This window comes from Xenorhabdus sp. KJ12.1, assembly GCF_963876495.1.
Lineage (GTDB): Bacteria > Pseudomonadota > Gammaproteobacteria > Enterobacterales > Enterobacteriaceae > Xenorhabdus > Xenorhabdus stockiae.
Window position 1 is genome coordinate 120,746 of sequence record NZ_CAWNQH010000127.1, and the last position, 16,884, is coordinate 137,629.

19 protein-coding genes are annotated in these 16,884 nt (G+C 44.3%); 12 read left to right on the forward strand and 7 right to left on the reverse strand.

From position 1 onward, the window contains the following. Positions 1-348: a gamma-glutamylcyclotransferase family protein gene (locus AACS92_RS20500; protein WP_099109381.1), complete on the forward strand. Its 348-nt coding sequence runs from the start codon at positions 1-3 to the stop codon at positions 346-348. Between the two features lie 114 nt (positions 349-462). Here the strand turns inward: AACS92_RS20500 and ppa are convergent, their stop codons facing one another. Both ppa and fbp read right to left on the reverse strand, forming a co-directional pair. Further along, on the reverse strand, positions 463-993 hold the full coding sequence (gene ppa / locus AACS92_RS20505; RefSeq protein WP_099109382.1) for an inorganic diphosphatase: 531 nt from the start codon (positions 991-993) through the stop codon (positions 463-465). Between the two features lie 175 nt (positions 994-1,168). After that, entirely contained in the window at positions 1,169-2,173 is a 1,005-nt protein-coding gene (gene fbp / locus AACS92_RS20510) for a class 1 fructose-bisphosphatase (RefSeq protein ID WP_099109383.1), read from the reverse strand. A gap of 170 nt (positions 2,174-2,343) precedes the next feature. On the opposite strand from fbp, the gene mpl reads away from it, so the two are divergent. Further along, on the forward strand, positions 2,344-3,714 hold the full coding sequence (gene mpl / locus AACS92_RS20515) for a UDP-N-acetylmuramate:L-alanyl-gamma-D-glutamyl-meso-diaminopimelate ligase (RefSeq protein WP_099109384.1): 1,371 nt from the start codon (positions 2,344-2,346) through the stop codon (positions 3,712-3,714). Between the two features lie 73 nt (positions 3,715-3,787). Here the strand turns inward: mpl and argR are convergent, their stop codons facing one another. Further along, positions 3,788-4,258 (reverse strand): transcriptional regulator ArgR, encoded by a 471-nt coding sequence (gene argR, locus AACS92_RS20520; RefSeq protein WP_099109385.1) that lies wholly within the window; start codon positions 4,256-4,258, stop codon positions 3,788-3,790. A 446-nt stretch (positions 4,259-4,704) separates the two neighbouring features. Between argR and mdh the strand changes: the two genes are divergently transcribed. Beyond that, positions 4,705-5,643: a malate dehydrogenase gene (gene mdh, locus AACS92_RS20525; protein WP_099109387.1), complete on the forward strand. Its 939-nt coding sequence runs from the start codon at positions 4,705-4,707 to the stop codon at positions 5,641-5,643. 117 nt (positions 5,644-5,760) lie between these two features. Here the strand turns inward: mdh and AACS92_RS20530 are convergent, their stop codons facing one another. Then, the gene (locus AACS92_RS20530; protein WP_086955129.1) at positions 5,761-6,024 is read right to left on the reverse strand and encodes a helix-turn-helix domain-containing protein; all 264 of its coding nucleotides are present in this window, start codon (positions 6,022-6,024) and stop codon (positions 5,761-5,763) included. 187 nt (positions 6,025-6,211) lie between these two features. Here AACS92_RS20530 and AACS92_RS20535 point away from each other — a divergent pair, with 187 nt between their 5' ends. Both AACS92_RS20535 and AACS92_RS20540 read left to right on the forward strand, forming a co-directional pair. Continuing rightward, a complete protein-coding gene (locus AACS92_RS20535) occupies positions 6,212-6,559 on the forward strand; it encodes a DNA-binding protein (RefSeq protein WP_099109388.1) in 348 nt (115 codons plus the stop codon). A gap of 88 nt (positions 6,560-6,647) precedes the next feature. Next, positions 6,648-7,028: a DNA-binding protein gene (locus tag AACS92_RS20540; RefSeq protein ID WP_099109389.1), complete on the forward strand. Its 381-nt coding sequence runs from the start codon at positions 6,648-6,650 to the stop codon at positions 7,026-7,028. A gap of 27 nt (positions 7,029-7,055) precedes the next feature. Here AACS92_RS20540 and ispB read toward each other — a convergent pair whose 3' ends face one another. Next, positions 7,056-8,027, reverse strand: coding sequence for an octaprenyl diphosphate synthase (gene ispB, locus AACS92_RS20545; protein ID WP_099109390.1), 972 nt, complete (start codon positions 8,025-8,027; stop codon positions 7,056-7,058). Positions 8,028-8,277: 250 nt separating this feature from the next. Between ispB and rplU the strand changes: the two genes are divergently transcribed. From rplU to cgtA, 3 genes are all read left to right on the forward strand, one after another. Continuing rightward, positions 8,278-8,586, forward strand: a complete 309-nt coding sequence (rplU, locus tag AACS92_RS20550; protein ID WP_099109391.1) for a 50S ribosomal protein L21 — start codon at positions 8,278-8,280, stop codon at positions 8,584-8,586. A 20-nt stretch (positions 8,587-8,606) separates the two neighbouring features. After that, entirely contained in the window at positions 8,607-8,864 is a 258-nt protein-coding gene (gene rpmA / locus AACS92_RS20555) for a 50S ribosomal protein L27 (RefSeq protein WP_038261469.1), read from the forward strand. A gap of 130 nt (positions 8,865-8,994) precedes the next feature. Then, entirely contained in the window at positions 8,995-10,164 is a 1,170-nt protein-coding gene (gene cgtA / locus AACS92_RS20560; protein ID WP_099109392.1) for an Obg family GTPase CgtA, read from the forward strand. A gap of 297 nt (positions 10,165-10,461) precedes the next feature. On the opposite strand, the gene dacB is transcribed toward cgtA, so the two are convergent. After that, on the reverse strand, positions 10,462-11,910 hold the full coding sequence (dacB, locus tag AACS92_RS20565; protein ID WP_193756897.1) for a serine-type D-Ala-D-Ala carboxypeptidase: 1,449 nt from the start codon (positions 11,908-11,910) through the stop codon (positions 10,462-10,464). A 315-nt stretch (positions 11,911-12,225) separates the two neighbouring features. Here dacB and greA point away from each other — a divergent pair, with 315 nt between their 5' ends. Continuing rightward, the gene (greA, locus tag AACS92_RS20570) at positions 12,226-12,702 is read left to right on the forward strand and encodes a transcription elongation factor GreA (protein ID WP_099109394.1); all 477 of its coding nucleotides are present in this window, start codon (positions 12,226-12,228) and stop codon (positions 12,700-12,702) included. Between the two features lie 151 nt (positions 12,703-12,853). On the opposite strand, the gene yhbY is transcribed toward greA, so the two are convergent. Further along, complete coding sequence (gene yhbY / locus AACS92_RS20575; protein WP_038261477.1) at positions 12,854-13,147, reverse strand: ribosome assembly RNA-binding protein YhbY; 294 nt, start codon at positions 13,145-13,147, stop codon at positions 12,854-12,856. A gap of 135 nt (positions 13,148-13,282) precedes the next feature. Between yhbY and rlmE the strand changes: the two genes are divergently transcribed. The 3 genes from rlmE (at position 13,283) to folP (ending at position 16,863) form a co-directional block, all read left to right on the forward strand. Beyond that, positions 13,283-13,912: a 23S rRNA (uridine(2552)-2'-O)-methyltransferase RlmE gene (rlmE, locus tag AACS92_RS20580; protein ID WP_099109395.1), complete on the forward strand. Its 630-nt coding sequence runs from the start codon at positions 13,283-13,285 to the stop codon at positions 13,910-13,912. Positions 13,913-13,959: 47 nt separating this feature from the next. Then, the gene (ftsH, locus tag AACS92_RS20585; RefSeq protein WP_169926585.1) at positions 13,960-15,891 is read left to right on the forward strand and encodes an ATP-dependent zinc metalloprotease FtsH; all 1,932 of its coding nucleotides are present in this window, start codon (positions 13,960-13,962) and stop codon (positions 15,889-15,891) included. Between the two features lie 114 nt (positions 15,892-16,005). After that, entirely contained in the window at positions 16,006-16,863 is an 858-nt protein-coding gene (gene folP / locus AACS92_RS20590; RefSeq protein WP_099109397.1) for a dihydropteroate synthase, read from the forward strand. The last annotated feature ends 21 nt before the right edge of the window (positions 16,864-16,884 follow it).

Genomic DNA, 16,884 nt, shown 5'->3' on the forward strand with positions numbered 1-16,884 from the left:
ATGCGAGTTATTGTTTATGGTAGCCTGAGGCGCAAACAAGGCAATCACCACTGGATGACCTATGCCCAACTTTTAGGAGAGCATCGGCTTGAGGGGTATGAAATTTATGACCTGGGGCATTATCCCGCGGTAGTCCGCGGCGAAGGCACTCTTGAATGTGAAGTTTATCGCATTACATCATCCATTTTGACTGAACTGGATGATTTGAAAAAGAACACTCAGGAATATCAAAGGGAATTGATCAAAACCCCCTACGGCAGTGCATGGATTTATTTGTATATGTTATCTGTCGAGGGGCTTACCCGAATAGAAAGTGGTGACTGGCTGAAACGTCACGAAGAAAAATAACGATCTGTATAGTATTTTTTAGGATCACTTTAATTGACTAACTAAAAAAAAGCCTCTGTGCCGATAAGAACACAGAGGTTTTTTACGATCAAAACTTGCTGTTATCCGTCAGGATTATTTTTTGGCAGCACGTTCGAAAGAAGTCAGGATTTCAGCTTTAGCGGCTTCAACATTTTCCCAGCCGTCAACTTTTACCCACTTGCCTTTTTCCAGATCTTTGTAGTGTTCAAAGAAATGGGTAATCTGGGAGCGCAGCAGTTCTGGCAGATCGTTCACATCTTTAATGTGATCGTATTCTTTGCTCAGTTTAGTATGAGGAACAGCAACCAGTTTAGCATCTTCACCGGATTCATCGGTCATTTTCAGCATACCAACTGGGCGGCAGCGGATAACGGAGCCTGGCTGCAATGGGTATGGAGTTGGAACCAGTACGTCAACCGGGTCACCATCAAGGGACAGAGTATTGTTGATGTAACCGTAGTTGCACGGATAGAACATAGCCGTTGACATGAAACGGTCTACAAACAGAGCGCCGGAGTCTTTGTCGACTTCATATTTAATTGGATCAGCATTTGCTGGGATCTCAATGATAACGTAGATGTCTTCTGGCAGTTCTTTACCCGCCGGTACGTTGTTCAGGCTCATAAAAGGTTTCCTTCAATTTCAAACCAAAATGGAGTGCGGGGTATTATAGCCAAAACAGGCCTAAAGTAATTCCATTTTTCTGATTCGTAGAGTGAACCATAATTTATGAAAGGTGTATTTCTTTATAAAGAAGAGACGAAACACGCCTCTTCAATTAACCATTTAATAAATCGATTTATTCTTCGGGAAATTCAGCCATAAAACTTTCGGCTTTTTCCACCATCGATTTGGTTCCGACAAACAGTGGAACGCGCTGGTGCAACTCGCTTGGTTTGATATCCAGTATCCGGCTTGTACCGTCACTGGCTTTACCGCCAGCTTGTTCAGCCAGGAATGCAATCGGGTTGCACTCATACAGCAGACGTAATTTACCGGTCGGATGGCTGGCTGTACTTGGGTAAATGTAAATACCACCTTTCAGCAGGTTGCGATGGAAGTCAGCAACCAGTGAGCCAACATAACGGGTAGTGTAAGGACGCTGAGTTTCTTCATCCTGCTCCTGACAATATTTGATGTACTTTTTCACACCCAGAGGGAATTTAATGTAGTTCCCTTCGTTAATGGAGTACATATTGCCTTTTGCCGGGAACTGAACTTTTTCATGAGTCAGGCAGAAGACACCCAGAGAAGGATCATAAGTGAAGGTATGAACACCACAGCCAGTGGTGTAAACCAACATGGTGGATGAGCCGTAGACGACATAACCAGCCGCAACCTGACGATGGCCCGGTTGCAGAAAATCTTCTTCAGTCACCGGTTGCCCGATCGGTGTAATTCGGTGATAAATGGAGAAAATAGTACCGACGGAAACGTTTACATCAATATTCGAAGAACCATCCAGTGGGTCCATCAAAACAACATATTTTGCATTTTCTGCCCGGTCGCCATCAAAGATGACGATATCGTCTTCTTCTTCAGAAGCGATACCCGCTACTTCACCGCGAGCTTTCAGTGCTGCCTTGAGTTTTTCATTGGCATACAAGTCCAGCTTCATCTGAACTTCACCCTGAACATTTGAAACACCGCTGGTGCCCAGAATATCCACGAGACCCGCTTTATTGATGTCCCGATGAATGATCTTGGCACCCAGTTTGATAGCAGAAAGTAATGCGGTCAATTCACCTGTAGCATGAGGAAAGTCGTGCTGTTTTTCGACGATGAATTCGCCTAATGTTTTCATGACGAAGGCCCTGATTTGGTTATGATTTTAAAAGAGTGCATCACATATGTGTTGCACTTAAGTGCAGGCAGTTTAGCTAAAGAATAGAATGATTGATAGGTCATTGCATTTCTAATCTATGATTTGATGGTTAGAATAGTGATACACTTCATGATATCGGATAGAAATAAATGCGTATTCATATTCTTGGCATCTGCGGAACTTTCATGGGAGGGCTGGCCATCCTCGCTCGCTCGTTAGGCCACGAAGTGACCGGTTCCGACGCCAATGTGTATCCTCCTATGAGTACTCTGTTGGAAAATCAGGGTATTGAACTGATCCAGGGATACGATCCTTCACAACTCAATCCTGTGCCAGATATGGTGATCATCGGTAATGCCATGACACGGGGCAATCCTTGTGTTGAGGCGGTTTTGGATCGTGGTATTCCTTATACATCCGGTCCGCAATGGCTGCATGATCATGTTTTGCCGGAGCGTTGGGTTCTGGCGGTTGCAGGAACACATGGCAAAACGACAACAGCCGGAATGCTGGCATGGATTCTGGAAGCTTGTGGTTATAAACCGGGGTTTTTGATCGGCGGCGTACCGGGTAATTTTGAAGTTTCAGCACAACTGGGTGAAAGCCCGTTTTTCGTAATTGAAGCGGATGAGTATGATTGCGCTTTTTTTGATAAGCGTTCAAAATTCGTTCACTACAGCCCCCGCACGCTCGTTATGAACAATCTTGAATTCGATCATGCTGATATATTCGAAAATTTGGCTGCGATTCAAAAACAATTCCATCATCTTGTCAGAGTCGTGCCGGGAACCGGTAAGATCCTGGCCCCCGACCATGACATTAATCTGAAACAGGTTATCGGCATGGGATGTTGGAGTGAACTGGAATATACCGGTGAAACAGGGAGCTGGCAGACAAAAAAAACGACTCAGGACAGCAGCACTTATCAGGTGTTCCATCATGGTGAGTTGGTCGGTGAAGTTAGCTGGTCATTAGTGGGTGAACATAATATGCATAATGGCTTGATGGCCATTGCAGCAGCTTACCATGTTGGAGTGCAACCTGCGGACGCTTGTCAGGTATTGGGTGACTTTATCAATGCTCGTCGCCGTCTGGAGTTAGTAGGTGAGGTGAATGGCATCTCGATTTACGATGATTTTGCCCATCACCCAACAGCAATTCTGGCAACGCTGGAAGCGTTGAGAAGTAAGGCCGGGGGTATGGCTCGTATCCTTGCTGTTCTGGAACCTCGCTCAAATACGATGAAACTCGGCATGAGCAAAAATGAGATAGCTCCTTCTCTGGGCCGTGCAGATGAAGTATTCCTGTTTCAGCCTGGTAATATTCCGTGGCAAGTTGCTGAGATTGCTGAACAATGTATTCAACCCGCCCGTTGGTGTTCTGATATCGATGCGTTGGTACGGATGATCGTTGAATCAGCACAGCCCGGCGATCATATATTGATTATGAGCAACGGTGGTTTTGGTGGTATTCATGAGAAATTACTGGCGGCGTTGAACAAAAAGGAACAGGCGGCCTGATTGTTCATGTGAGAGGATCGCAATGATCGGGCGATCCTCTGTGTGGCTAAACAGCGTTTGATCTATTATTAATTTACAGTTCTTGATCAAACAAATTGAGTATAGCTTCATAGAGCTGTGCCGTTGTAACAGCCTTTGTCGGGGTAGAAAAAACCGTATCATCCCCTGCTATGCTGCCAAGTATCCCTTCCGCTTTACCTAATGAATCCAGTAAGCGTGCAATCAACTGAGCTGCGCCGGGGCTAGTGCGAATAACCACGACTGAATGATTATAATCGACATCCAATACCAGATTTTTTAATGGGCTGGTGGCAGTAGGAACGCCTAATTCAGCTGGCAGACAGTAGACCATTTCCATTTTTGCATTGCGGGTTCTGACTGCACCAAATTTTGTCAGCATTCTGGAAACTTTAGACTGGTTAATGTTTTCAAAGCCTTCTTCCTGAAGTGCTGCAACAATCTCACCCTGAGAACTGAATTTTTCTTCTTTCAGTAATGCTTTGAACGCTTTTACCAAATCTTCCTGTTTCGAAGGAATTCGCATATTTCACCATCGTTAAATCCGTTATGAAGTCAATATTATGCAAAAGTGTGAATTTTTATGCAAGGAAGGGACGGAAAGACCGTGACAGGATGCATAATTACATGATTGAACAAGGTAAATGTATTGTTAATAAAATGGAATCACTAGCAGTAAAAGAGAAGAACAGATTAATTAACTCATTAATTCATAAGATAGCAAGAATAATTCCTAAAAAAGTGCCCGTTATCTCATTAACAGATAAGCATTTTGTCTAAAATAAAGAACTTTGGTGTTCCATCCTCAGGCTATTAGGTAGATAATCTGGCTGTTAACAGATTGTTTTTAATACGTAGTGATGAGTAAGGCAGAAGGCTTATCCCATACCTGTATTGAATAGGGTAAATTGAGCCTCTTAACCAGACAGATTTCAGTTTATTACAGCACTTAATTTTTAAAGGAGTATCAGGATGAAAGTTGCAGTTCTCGGTGCAGCCGGTGGTATTGGTCAGGCACTTGCCCTTCTACTCAAGACCCAGCTTCCTTCAGGTTCAGAACTTTCTTTGTATGACATTGCCCCAGTAACCCCAGGCGTTGCTGCCGATCTGAGCCATATCCCGACAGCAGTGAAGGTCACTGGTTTTGCGGGTGAAGATGCAACTCCTGCATTGGCAGGCGCAGATGTTGTATTGATTTCTGCTGGTGTAGCGCGTAAACCTGGTATGGATCGCTCTGATCTATTTAACATTAATGCAGGCATTATCCGTAATCTGGTTCAGCAGATCGCTAAAACATGCCCGAAAGCATTAATCGGAATTATTACTAACCCTGTGAACACGACTGTAGCAATCGCTGCTGAAGTTCTGAAAAAAGAGGGTGTGTACGATAAAAACCGTCTGTTTGGTATAACAACACTGGATATTATCCGCTCTAATACCTTCATTGCCGAACTGAAAGGTAAGAAACCAGAAGAGCTGGAAGTTCCTGTTATTGGTGGTCACTCTGGGGTAACTATTCTGCCATTACTGTCTCAGATTCCTGGTGTTAGTTTCACTGATGAAGAAGTTGAAGCTCTGACAAAACGTATCCAGAATGCCGGTACTGAAGTTGTTGAAGCAAAAGCGGGTGGCGGATCTGCAACTTTGTCTATGGGACAAGCAGCTGCCCGTTTCGGCCTCTCCCTGATCCGTGCTTTGCAGGGTGACAGCAATGTTATCGAATGCAGCTATGTAGAAGGTGATGGCAAACACGCTCGCTTCTTCGCACAGCCTATTCGCTTAGGTAAAAATGGTATTGAAGAACGTTTAGATATTGGTCAGCTGAGTGAGTTTGAACAAAACGCACTGAATAATATGTTAGACGTTCTGAAAAAAGATATTGAATTAGGCGAAAAATTTATTAATGGTTAATTCAATTAATTTTTAATTTATTAATATACGAATTAACTTAAATATATTAGATAACTAAAACCGCTAACTTAAATACAGTTAGCGGTTTTTCTTTTCAATAAATATATTGATAGCTAATTATTCTTTTTTCTCTCTGATTTTCCTTTCTAATAATTCTCCGGTATGAGGGTCGAAATAACGGCTGGGCCATATTTCAGACGGATGAATACCTAAATAATTTGCTATTATCCATTCTCCCTTGGGCCATGGGCGAGAAAGAGTATTCGCCAAAGTTGATGAGCTTAATCCTGATTCACGGGAAACAGCGGCCAGAGTTGTTCCACGTTTACGTAAAGCAGCAATAATATCAGCAGGATGCCAATCCGATTTCATAGAAATCATTTTTTTAATCCTTTCCTATTAAATTTAGAGCCACATTAGTGGTATAACTAAAGCGTTAGAGTGAAATTAATAACGAACATGGATCTGTTATTAAGAAAATAAAATAACATTATTTTTTCTAAAAATATTTCTAATTTTTTCTTAATAACTTCTTTTTTGAACTTGGTTACAAAAATAGAGAAACATTATGAAAAAAGAGTGGTATACGGCAATGGAGTTGACCGGTGTAGGTGAGTTACCTAGATCACCACAAGGAGTGAATGCCAGAGCGAAACGTGAAGAATGGATGAGACAAAAGCGAGCGGGTGTTCAGGGTAGGGCAATTGAATATCACTATTCTTGTTTTCCTGAAACAACATTAGCCGCTCTGGAACTTAATGAAATATCGCCTGAATATCAGGTTCAGAAACAAGACCCTCTATCTATTTGGGTAAGTGCATTTAATTTACTCACGGATGAAGAAAAGGAGGTAATTACAGAAGTGATACTAAGAGATGGTATAAGAAGTTTTTTGGAAAAAATTCTAGCTACCTGAGCCAGCTTTTGAAAAGCCAAATTGAAAAACAAAGGGTATAAAATTTGGTTTTCTCTTTACTGCTCCGGTAATAAGCGAGGAGAGAGAGATGAAAAAAGAATGGTATTCTGCAAAGGAGCTCATTGGCCTCGCTGGTCTGCCATCATCCCCTCAGGGGGTAAACTTGATGGCAAGACGTGAAGGTTGGGAACAGCGTCGTAAGCGTGGGGTGCAGGGAAAAGCGCTCGAATATCATGTCAACAGCCTGCCTGAAGATGTTCTGAATGTACTGGCCGTGAGTGAAAGCTCGGTTGAGTATTACCGGAACAAACGGCAAGATCCGTTTATGATTTGGGTGGAAGCTTATTATCAACTGACCAAGCCCGAAAGGGAGCGCATGGTTAAGTTCATTTTACGGAAAGGACTAGCCAGTCTTGTCCAATACACAGGAATTCAAGAAGTTGAAAACAAAGGCAGTATCTCAGACTGAATAGTCTGAGATACTGATTGCATAAGCTCAGGAAAGTCGCTGCACAGCGATATGGGCAAGTCCCACAAGGGCCGCTTTGTATGGAGACTCATCAAGTACTTGTAACGCTGAAATTGCCTTATCAGCTTCTTCCTCGGCCCGTTGGCGGGTGTAATTGAGTGAACCACACTGTTTCATCGTTGTAAGCACAGTATCCAGCAAATGGCGGCCATTACCTTTTTCAATCGCCTCGCGGATCAATGCTGACTGCTCAGGAGTTCCGTGATTCATCGCATGTAAGAGCGGAAGAGTCGGCTTACCTTCATTCAGATCATCCCCGGTATTTTTTCCGAGCGTGTTATCATCGGAATCGTAATCTAAAAGATCATCGATCAACTGGAATGCAGTACCAAGATAGCGACCATAATCGCGTAGTGCTGCTTCCTGTTCCGGGGTTGCATTGGACAGAATAGCGGAAGAATGTGATGCCACTTCAAACAGGCGCGCCGTTTTGCTGTAAATGACGCGCATGTAATCATCTTCTGAAATATCCGGATCATTACAATTCATCAACTGCATCACTTCGCCTTCTGCAATGACATTCGTGGCATCGGACATCAGTTTCAGCACGCGCATTGAGTTGAGATCAGTCATCATTTGAAACGAACGGGTATAGATAAAATCACCGACCAGTACGCTGGCTGCATTGCCATACATGGCATTAGCCGTTGCCCGACCGCGACGCATATCGGATTCATCTACGACATCATCATGAAGCAGGGTTGCTGTATGAATAAATTCTATCAGGGCAGCAACTTTGATATGTTTCTCTCCCTCATGACCCAGTGCCTTAGCGACCAGCACGGCAATCATTGGGCGAATGCGTTTGCCACCGCCACTAATAATGTAATAGCCAAGCTGGTTGATAAGCGCAACATCAGAATTTAATTGGTTAAGAATGGTTTCATTAACCGCTGCCATATCATCAGCTGTAAGTTTAATTATCGATTCTAAGTTCATGTTTTGGCTTCGGACTCTGATTCAGAGCTGTGCTCATTAATTAGTATATCAATAGATATCACGTTTTATTGATTGTACTTGAAAAACCGTTCAAATAAATGACAATCGAAAAACTCCGCTTTTTTCTCATCTGTTCTAATTCTGCTCTTGTCTTCCAAACGGTTTTTGCGTAGAATTCGCGCCCTATTGTGAATATTTTATAGCGCGCTCTGGAAAGAATTTTAGGGGGTGCGCGGAAAGCGGAGTTTATATGTACGCGGTTTTCCAAAGTGGTGGTAAACAACACCGAGTAAGCGAAGGTCAGACAATTCGCTTGGAAAAGCTGGACATCGCAACAGGTGAAACTGTTGAGTTTGACCAGGTTCTGATGGTCGCTAATGGCGAAGATATCCAGATCGGCGCTCCAGTAATCGAAGGCGTTAAAGTTAAAGCTGAAGTAGTTGCACACGGTCGTGGCGAGAAAGTTAAAATCGTTAAGTTTCGTCGTCGTAAACACAGCCGTAAGCAGCAGGGCCACCGTCAGTGGTTCACTGAAGTTAAGATCACTGGCATCGCTTAAGATATTAGGAGAGCAGATAAATGGCACACAAAAAGGCTGGCGGCTCGACTCGTAACGGTCGCGATTCCGAAAGTAAACGTCTGGGTGTAAAACGTTTTGGTGGTGAGTCTGTATTAGCAGGTAGCATCATCGTTCGTCAACGTGGTACTAAATTCCACGCAGGCAACAACGTAGGTTGTGGCCGTGACCACACCCTGTTCGCATTAGCTGACGGAAAAGTTAAATTCGAAGTTAAAGGTCCAAAAAACCGTAAATTTATCAGCATCGTAGCTGAATAAGTTTTTTGAACTTCGATAGAATCGGAAGCCCTGCAATGTGTGTTGCGGGGCTTTTTATATTTTGGATTACGCCATCTCTGGGTACGATCTGCCATCCAGCTTTATAGTGGCTATCCTACGGAGAAAAGTGATGAAATTTGTAGATGAAGCCAGAATACTGGTTGCAGCGGGAGATGGTGGCAATGGCTGTGTCAGCTTCCGTCGTGAAAAATATATTCCAAAAGGTGGGCCGGACGGCGGTGACGGTGGTGACGGTGGTGATGTCTACCTGCTGGCAGATGAAAACCTTAATACCCTGATTGACTACCGGTTTGAAAAATCCTTCCGCGCTGAGCGTGGGCAAAACGGTCAGAGCCGTGATTGCACCGGCAAACGTGGTCAGGATATTACCATTAAAGTTCCGGTAGGAACCCGTATCCGCGATATCGCTACAGGAGAGATTCTGGGTGATATGGTGCGTCATGAACAACGTCTGATGGTTGCCAAAGGCGGCTTCCACGGGCTGGGTAACACCCGTTTTAAATCCTCGGTTAACCGTGCTCCGCGTCAAAGAACAATGGGAACACCGGGAGAAACTCGTGACCTGATGCTGGAGCTGATGCTGCTGGCTGATGTCGGTATGCTTGGCATGCCGAATGCGGGTAAATCCACCTTCATTCGAGCGGTTTCAGCAGCCAAACCTAAAGTGGCTGATTATCCATTTACTACGCTGGTACCAAGCCTTGGCGTTGTACGTATGGATAATGAGCAGAGCTTCGTAGTCGCTGATATTCCCGGCCTGATTGAAGGTGCATCAGAAGGTGCAGGTTTAGGTATCCGTTTCCTGAAACATCTGGAGCGTTGCCGTGTTCTGTTGCATCTAATTGATCTGTGCCCGATCGATGAATCTGATCCAGTAGAAAATGCTCGTATTATTATCAACGAGTTGCATAAGTACAGTGAGAAACTGGCTGAAAAACCACGTTGGCTGGTATTCAATAAAGTTGATCTGACTGATCCAGAAGAAGCTAAGCTGAAAGCGAAAGCAATTGCGGATGAACTGGGTTGGGAAGGCGATTACTACATGATTTCAGCCGTGAATCGTCAGGGTGTGAAAGAACTCTGCTGGGATATCATGGAATTCATTAAAGTTCAGCCTCGCCAGATGAATGCTGAAGAAGGCGCTCAGCCGGAAAAAGTTGAATTCATGTGGGATGACTATCATAAGGAACAGTTGCAGCAGGTATCTGAGGAAGATGATCTGGATGACGACTGGGACGAAGAAGATGAAGAAGGCATTGAGTTTATTTATAAACGCTAATCGCTTATTTCAGATGCTTTAATGATGAAAAAGGGTGCTGTTAAAGCGCCCTTTTTTCTTTCTGGAATTCCCTTTTTATGAATTAATTATACCTTATGGATTGCGAGTTGCTTCGCGGCGGCAAGGGAATGACAAATTCGTCGGGAACGAATTTGCCCAGCCAAAGGCTGGCCTCCGGTGAGAGGCAGGAGCCTCTCAGTAATCCCCGGGAGCATAGGTACCGTATTTTTATAAAAACGGTGACCGGGTTGAGTGAGCGTAGCCAACAAAGAGGCAACTTGAAAGACGACGGGTATATCAATTATTCTGGTATAGAGATTTATATAAATGATGCTCGAAACGAACCAGAGGAGCCCGACGATTCCGTAGATTTTCTGGGGTAACAGAGTAAGATGAAATAAATTGGACGAAAGCAATCTGTTGCCCACTAGCCGCTGTCATAAAGCCAGCAAGATTATACACCCCTTGCAATGAACCTGTTTTTGCAAATACCTTACCATCCACACCCGCAGTATGAAGTCCCGGACGATAGGCTAACGTGCCGTCAAAACCTGCTTTAGGTAACATAGAGATGATATCCAGCTCATTGTTGTGTTGCGCAATGAATTGCAGGATTTCCATCATTGTTGAAGGAGTGATGAGATCGTGACGTGAAAGACCAGAGCCATCAACGATGACCGCATTACCGATGTCAATACCGGCTTTTTGTTTTAGAATTTGGCGGATAGCATCAGAACCGGAACGCCATGTACCGGGAACATTAAAGTAATAATGGCCGAGAGTACGATAAACCGTATCTGCTATCATGTTATCTGATTTTTTTAGCATCACCTTGAGCAAATCAGGTAAAGGTGCCGATTGATTCATTGCCAGCGTTTTTTCGGGCTGTTGAGGAAATGATTGGCGCCGTAGGTGGCCTTTCAGTTCAATTCCCGCGAGGCGTAATTCATTTTTCAGAATAGTTCCAACATAGCTTGCCCCATTCTGGACAGCAAATGCCAGTGGCAAGGGTTCATCGCGCTGAGTCAGGCAGCCAGTCAGGGTATATCGGTTTAATTCTCCTGTGGTGACATCAAGTTCACAGTATTTTGCTTCCGATGAGCCTTTAGCGAGCGTTTTAACTTCGCTGAAGACGTTGACGGGATAATAAGAAGGCGTGTGAACAATAGCTGGTTCATTAGCCTGTTCTGCACTATAGAGTAAGACAGAAAAGCAGTTTTTATCGACAATGGCAGCTCCGGGCGGCGCGCTGAAACATTGGGTCATATCATTCCATACCCATCCTGGCGCTTTATCGTGGCTGGAAAAAATAGAAATGTCGATGATGAGATCGCCGTTAATCTGCTGTATACCGGACTGCTTCAGCTTCTCAACCATATTGCGTAGTTGCGTGCGCGTCAGTGATGGATCGCCGACAAAGCGGGCAATAAGGTTACCCTTTAATTTGCCATCTTCAATATTGGCATTGCTCTCCAGAGTTGTGACAAAACGAAAATCTTTGCCAAGCTGTAATAAGGCAGCTAATGCTGTCACTATTTTCTGAGTACTGGCCGGTAATGCCAGTTGTTGCCCACGATAATCAATAATTGGTGCTTTTTCACCGATTTTTTGGGCGATAAATGAAACGTTGACCCCTGCTGGCAAATATTCAATATTCTTCTCAATTGAAGAAGCATTTGCACTAAAAACGCTCAGGCTCAGACTGAGCAGACAAGCTATTTTGCTGGTAACTTTTAAAAGAGCCATAGATCTCGCATATAAATGTGGGTGTATTTCAATAAAATTTGTATTAATAATACTAAGACGCAATTCAGGAAAAAGTAAACGATGATCCATCACCAACTCTACGTTAAAATGATAGATTAGCAGGTAGAATGTGTATGTGAACTATCAGACTATTCTGTAGTTTACGCCCCTTTTATTGTCTGGAAGCCCGCCTGATAGGGTGTGCTCATTGTGTTGCAATATATTGCAATCTACTGTTATTGCAAAATAAGTTAACTTTTTGCAAAAATCAGGAAGATGTTGTCTGGGCTTAGGATTGATTTAGAGGTTTAATAAATGAAACAAATTCCGATGACGGTACGTGGCGCGGATAAATTGCGCGAAGAATTAGAACATTTGAAAAATGTACGTCGCCCTCAAATTATTGCTGCAATCGCTGAGGCACGTGAACACGGTGATTTGAAAGAAAATGCCGAATATCATGCTGCCCGTGAGCAACAGGGGTTTTGTGAAGGCCGTATTCAAGAAATTGAAGCTAAACTTTCTAATGCGCAGGTGATAGATATCACGAAGATGACCAACAATGGCCGCGTGATTTTTGGTGCGACGGTAACGGTGCTGAATGTTGATTCTGATGAAGAACAGACTTACCGCATTGTGGGTGACGATGAAGCGAATATCAAAGAAAATCTGCTTTCGGTTAATTCACCTATTGCCCGTGGCTTAATTGGCAAAGAAGTGGATGATGTCGCTGTGATTGAAACACCTGGCGGTAAAGTGGAATATGAAGTTCTGAACGTCGAGTATGTTTGATATTCAGCTGAAAAGCTAAGCTTTCCTTCCCACACGATGGTGCGGGAAGGAAAATGGTAAGTGGTCATAATACCGGTAATGATAATGAAAAGGCCCGATGAGGTCTTTTTTTGTCATGATAAAATGGCACTTTTGTATAAAGATATCGAGATTATTTCGGTAAACTAATCTTACGCTCTTCAGAAGGGCGATAGAGAACTAGCATTTTTCCAATAATTTGCACATTATATGCACCAGTTTCACGAACAATAGCTTCCGCGATCAAAGTTTTGATTTCACGGTCTTCGCCTGCAACTTTGACTTTGATAAGCTCGTGATGCGAAAGGGTTTGTTCGATTTCGGCCAATACGCCTTCAGTCAGTCCGTTGTTACCGATCATGACAACAGGCTTTAATGAATGAGCGAGACTTTTCAGGTATTGCACTTGTTTCTTGTTAAGAGTCATCGTTTTTTTGCTTAGTTGGGATTGAAAACGACCTATTCTACCGCCATCTCTTATCTATCACCATAAGTGTGTGGTGTGGTTTGATAAGAGAGTGAAAAAAATAAGACTCTCTGTTAGTAACAGTTGGAAAGAACAATGGCCAATAAAAAACGCTCAGCAAGCTCAAGTCGCTGGTTACAAGAACATTTTAGTGATAAATATGTTCTTAAGGCGCAGAAAAAAGGGCTTCGCTCCCGCGCTTGGTTTAAACTTGATGAGATACAGCAAAGCGACAAAATATTTAAACCGGGCATGACCGTTGTTGATTTAGGCGCTGCTCCAGGTGGGTGGTCTCAATACGTAGTCGGTCAGATTGGTGGACGTGGTCGGGTCATTGCCTGCGATCTTTTACCAATGGATCCCATTGTCGGCGTTGATTTTCTGCAAGGGGATTTTCGTGATGAGCAGGTATTGAAAACATTACTTGAGAGAGTTGGTGATAATAAAGTCCAGGTCGTCATGTCGGATATGGCTCCCAATATGAGTGGAACCCCCGCGGTCGATATTCCTCGATCCATGTATCTGATTGAATTAGCATTAGATATGTGTCGTGATGTGCTGGCCCCTGGGGGCAGTTTTATTGTCAAAGTGTTTCAGGGAGAAGGCTTTGATGAATACCTGAGGGAAATACGCTCCCTTTTTACGAAGGTTAAAATTCGTAAACCGGACGCTTCGCGGGCACGTTCGCGTGAAGTATACATTGTAGCGACGGGGCGGAAAGTATAGTACCCTGCTGCTATTTGTTAACACAGTTGTAATAAGAGGTTAATCCCTTGAGTGACATGGCGAAAAACCTGATTCTCTGGTTAGTCATCGCAGTTGTCTTGATGTTATTGTTCCAGAGTTTTGGTCCCGGCGATTCTAGTGGTCGTAGGGTGGATTACTCTAACTTCATCAGTGAGTTATCACAGAATCAAATAAGTGAAGTACGTATTTCTGGTCGTGACATTGATTTCACTAAGAAAGACAACGGTGGAAAATACAGCACGTATATGCCAGTTCCAGATGAGAAGCTGCTGGATACACTGCTAAACAAACAGGTAAAAGTTGTTGGTGAACCACCAGAACAACAGGGCCTGTTAGCGTCTATCTTTATTTCATGGTTCCCAATGCTGCTGCTGATTGGCGTTTGGATCTTCTTTATGCGTCAAATGCAAGGTGGTGGCGGTAAAGGAGCAATGTCTTTCGGTAAAAGCAAAGCTCGTATGCTGACGGAAGATCAGATCAAAACGACATTTGCGGACGTTGCTGGTTGTGACGAAGCAAAAGAAGAAGTGGGTGAGCTGGTGGAATACCTGCGTGAACCCGGCCGTTTCCAGAAACTGGGTGGTAAGATCCCGAAAGGCATCCTGATGGTTGGGCCTCCGGGTACAGGTAAGACCCTGCTGGCGAAAGCAATTGCAGGTGAGGCTAAAGTACCATTCTTTACCATTTCTGGTTCTGACTTCGTTGAAATGTTTGTTGGTGTTGGTGCTTCCCGTGTTCGTGATATGTTCGAACAGGCGAAAAAAGCCGCTCCTTGTATTATCTTTATCGATGAAATCGACGCGGTAGGCCGTCAGCGTGGCGCTGGTCTGGGTGGTGGACACGATGAACGTGAACAGACACTGAACCAGATGCTGGTTGAGATGGATGGCTTCGAAGGTAATGAAGGTATCATCGTTATCGCTGCAACCAACCGTCCTGATGTACTGGACCCTGCACTGCTGCGCCCTGGTCGCTTTGACCGTCAGGTGGTTGTTGGCTTGCCAGATGTCCGTGGTCGTGAACAAATTCTGAAAGTTCACATGCGTCGTATCCCGCTGGATACCGACATTGATGCCTCCATCATTGCCCGTGGTACACCTGGATTCTCGGGTGCCGATTTGGCAAACCTGGTGAACGAAGCTGCTCTGTTTGCTGCTCGTGGCAACAAACGTGTCGTTTCAATGGTGGAATTTGAGAAAGCCAAAGATAAGATCATGATGGGCGCAGAACGTCGCTCAATGGTCATGACGGAAGAGCAGAAAGAATCTACTGCTTATCATGAAGCAGGGCACGCCATTATTGGTCGTCTGGTTCCTGAACATGATCCGGTTCATAAAGTGACGATTATCCCACGTGGCCGTGCGTTGGGTGTGACTTTCTTCCTGCCAGAGGGTGATCAAATCAGCGCCAGCCGTCAGAAACTGGAAAGCCAGATTTCTACTTTATACGGCGGACGTCTTGCAGAAGAGATCATCTACGGCCCAGAGAATGTTTCTACTGGTGCATCCAACGATATCAAAGTAGCAACATCCATTGCTCGCAATATGGTCACACAGTGGGGCTTCTCAGAAAAACTGGGGCCATTACTGTATGCGGAAGAAGAGGGTGAGGTTTTCCTTGGTCGTTCGGTTGCTAAAGCGAAACACATGTCGGAAGATACTGCTCGCTTAATTGATCAGGAAGTTAAGGTTCTCGTTGACCGTAACTACCAGCGCGCACGTCAGATTCTGATGGATAATCTGGACATCCTGCACTCAATGAAAGATGCGTTGATGAAGTATGAAACCATTGACGCACCTCAGATTGATGACCTGATGAACCGCACTACCGTCCGTCCACCGGCAGGCTGGGAAGGCGATAACAGAAATGGCGGTAATAGCAATAATAGTAATAACCGTCAGGATACATCGTCTCAGCAGCAGTCTGCGAAACCTGCGGATGGTAACCCAACCGCATAATCTACTCAAACCAAAGGCAACTATAAGTAACACAGGTTGCCTTTGATTTTGACAGACCGTACTGATTAAACCCCGGGGCAAACCTGGGGTTTTTAATATTAAGGCTCCCTATCAATGAAACTGACAGCCAGAGGAAGTATCCTTGATCTTTCCCATCCACAGGTTATGGGGATTTTGAATGTCACTCCTGACTCCTTCTCAGATGGTGGTACACACAATACCCTAGATACAGCCTTACGCCATGCTGTCAGCATGATTGGAGAAGGTGCCACTATTATTGATGTCGGCGGGGAATCGACACGCCCCGGTGCAGATGAGGTCAGTGAACAGGAAGAACTGGATCGTGTTGTGCCCGTAATAGAAGCTTTGTCCCGGCGTTTTGATGTCTGGATATCGGTTGATACTTCAAAAGCTATCGTAATACAGGAAGCAGCAAAAGCCGGTGCTCACATTATCAATGATATCCGCTCATTACAGGAGCCGAATGCTCTGGAAGAGGCAGCCAAAACAGGCTTACCCGTTTGCTTGATGCACATGCAGGGACAGCCCAGAACGATGCAGGCAGAACCGCATTACACCGATGTTATAGCGCAAGTAAAAGCATTTTTGGAAGCTCAGATTGAGCGCTGTATCGCGGCCGGTATTGCAAAAAATAACCTGATAATCGATCCGGGCTTCGGTTTTGGTAAGAATTTATCGCATAATTATCAATTATTGGCTCAGTTAAAATCATTCCATCATCTTGGTGTGCCCATCTTGGCTGGCATGTCGCGTAAATCAATGATTGGGCAGTTACTTCATGTACCCCCTCAGGAAAGAGTCACGGGAAGTGTTGCCTGTGCTGTCATTGCAGCAATGCAAGGCGCTCAGATTATTCGTGTGCATGATGTAAAAGAAACTGTGCAGGCAATGCAGATTGTTCAGGCAACTTTGTCAGAGAAAAATACGCTGTCAGCAACAGGCAATTTGTGAACAAAGAATGATCTGTGAACA

Coding starts and splice junctions, on each gene's coding strand:
- AACS92_RS20500 (WP_099109381.1), top strand. CDS start 1: ATGCGAGTTATTGTTTATGGTAGCCTGAGGCGCAAACAAGGCAATCAC.
- ppa (WP_099109382.1), bottom strand. CDS start 993: ATGAGCCTGAACAACGTACCGGCGGGTAAAGAACTGCCAGAAGACATC.
- fbp (WP_099109383.1), bottom strand. CDS start 2,173: ATGAAAACATTAGGCGAATTCATCGTCGAAAAACAGCACGACTTTCCT.
- mpl (WP_099109384.1), top strand. CDS start 2,344: ATGCGTATTCATATTCTTGGCATCTGCGGAACTTTCATGGGAGGGCTG.
- argR (WP_099109385.1), bottom strand. CDS start 4,258: ATGCGAATTCCTTCGAAACAGGAAGATTTGGTAAAAGCGTTCAAAGCA.
- mdh (WP_099109387.1), top strand. CDS start 4,705: ATGAAAGTTGCAGTTCTCGGTGCAGCCGGTGGTATTGGTCAGGCACTT.
- AACS92_RS20530 (WP_086955129.1), bottom strand. CDS start 6,024: ATGATTTCTATGAAATCGGATTGGCATCCTGCTGATATTATTGCTGCT.
- AACS92_RS20535 (WP_099109388.1), top strand. CDS start 6,212: ATGAAAAAAGAGTGGTATACGGCAATGGAGTTGACCGGTGTAGGTGAG.
- AACS92_RS20540 (WP_099109389.1), top strand. CDS start 6,648: ATGAAAAAAGAATGGTATTCTGCAAAGGAGCTCATTGGCCTCGCTGGT.
- ispB (WP_099109390.1), bottom strand. CDS start 8,027: ATGAACTTAGAATCGATAATTAAACTTACAGCTGATGATATGGCAGCG.
- rplU (WP_099109391.1), top strand. CDS start 8,278: ATGTACGCGGTTTTCCAAAGTGGTGGTAAACAACACCGAGTAAGCGAA.
- rpmA (WP_038261469.1), top strand. CDS start 8,607: ATGGCACACAAAAAGGCTGGCGGCTCGACTCGTAACGGTCGCGATTCC.
- cgtA (WP_099109392.1), top strand. CDS start 8,995: ATGAAATTTGTAGATGAAGCCAGAATACTGGTTGCAGCGGGAGATGGT.
- dacB (WP_193756897.1), bottom strand. CDS start 11,910: ATGGCTCTTTTAAAAGTTACCAGCAAAATAGCTTGTCTGCTCAGTCTG.
- greA (WP_099109394.1), top strand. CDS start 12,226: ATGAAACAAATTCCGATGACGGTACGTGGCGCGGATAAATTGCGCGAA.
- yhbY (WP_038261477.1), bottom strand. CDS start 13,147: ATGACTCTTAACAAGAAACAAGTGCAATACCTGAAAAGTCTCGCTCAT.
- rlmE (WP_099109395.1), top strand. CDS start 13,283: ATGGCCAATAAAAAACGCTCAGCAAGCTCAAGTCGCTGGTTACAAGAA.
- folP (WP_099109397.1), top strand. CDS start 16,006: ATGAAACTGACAGCCAGAGGAAGTATCCTTGATCTTTCCCATCCACAG.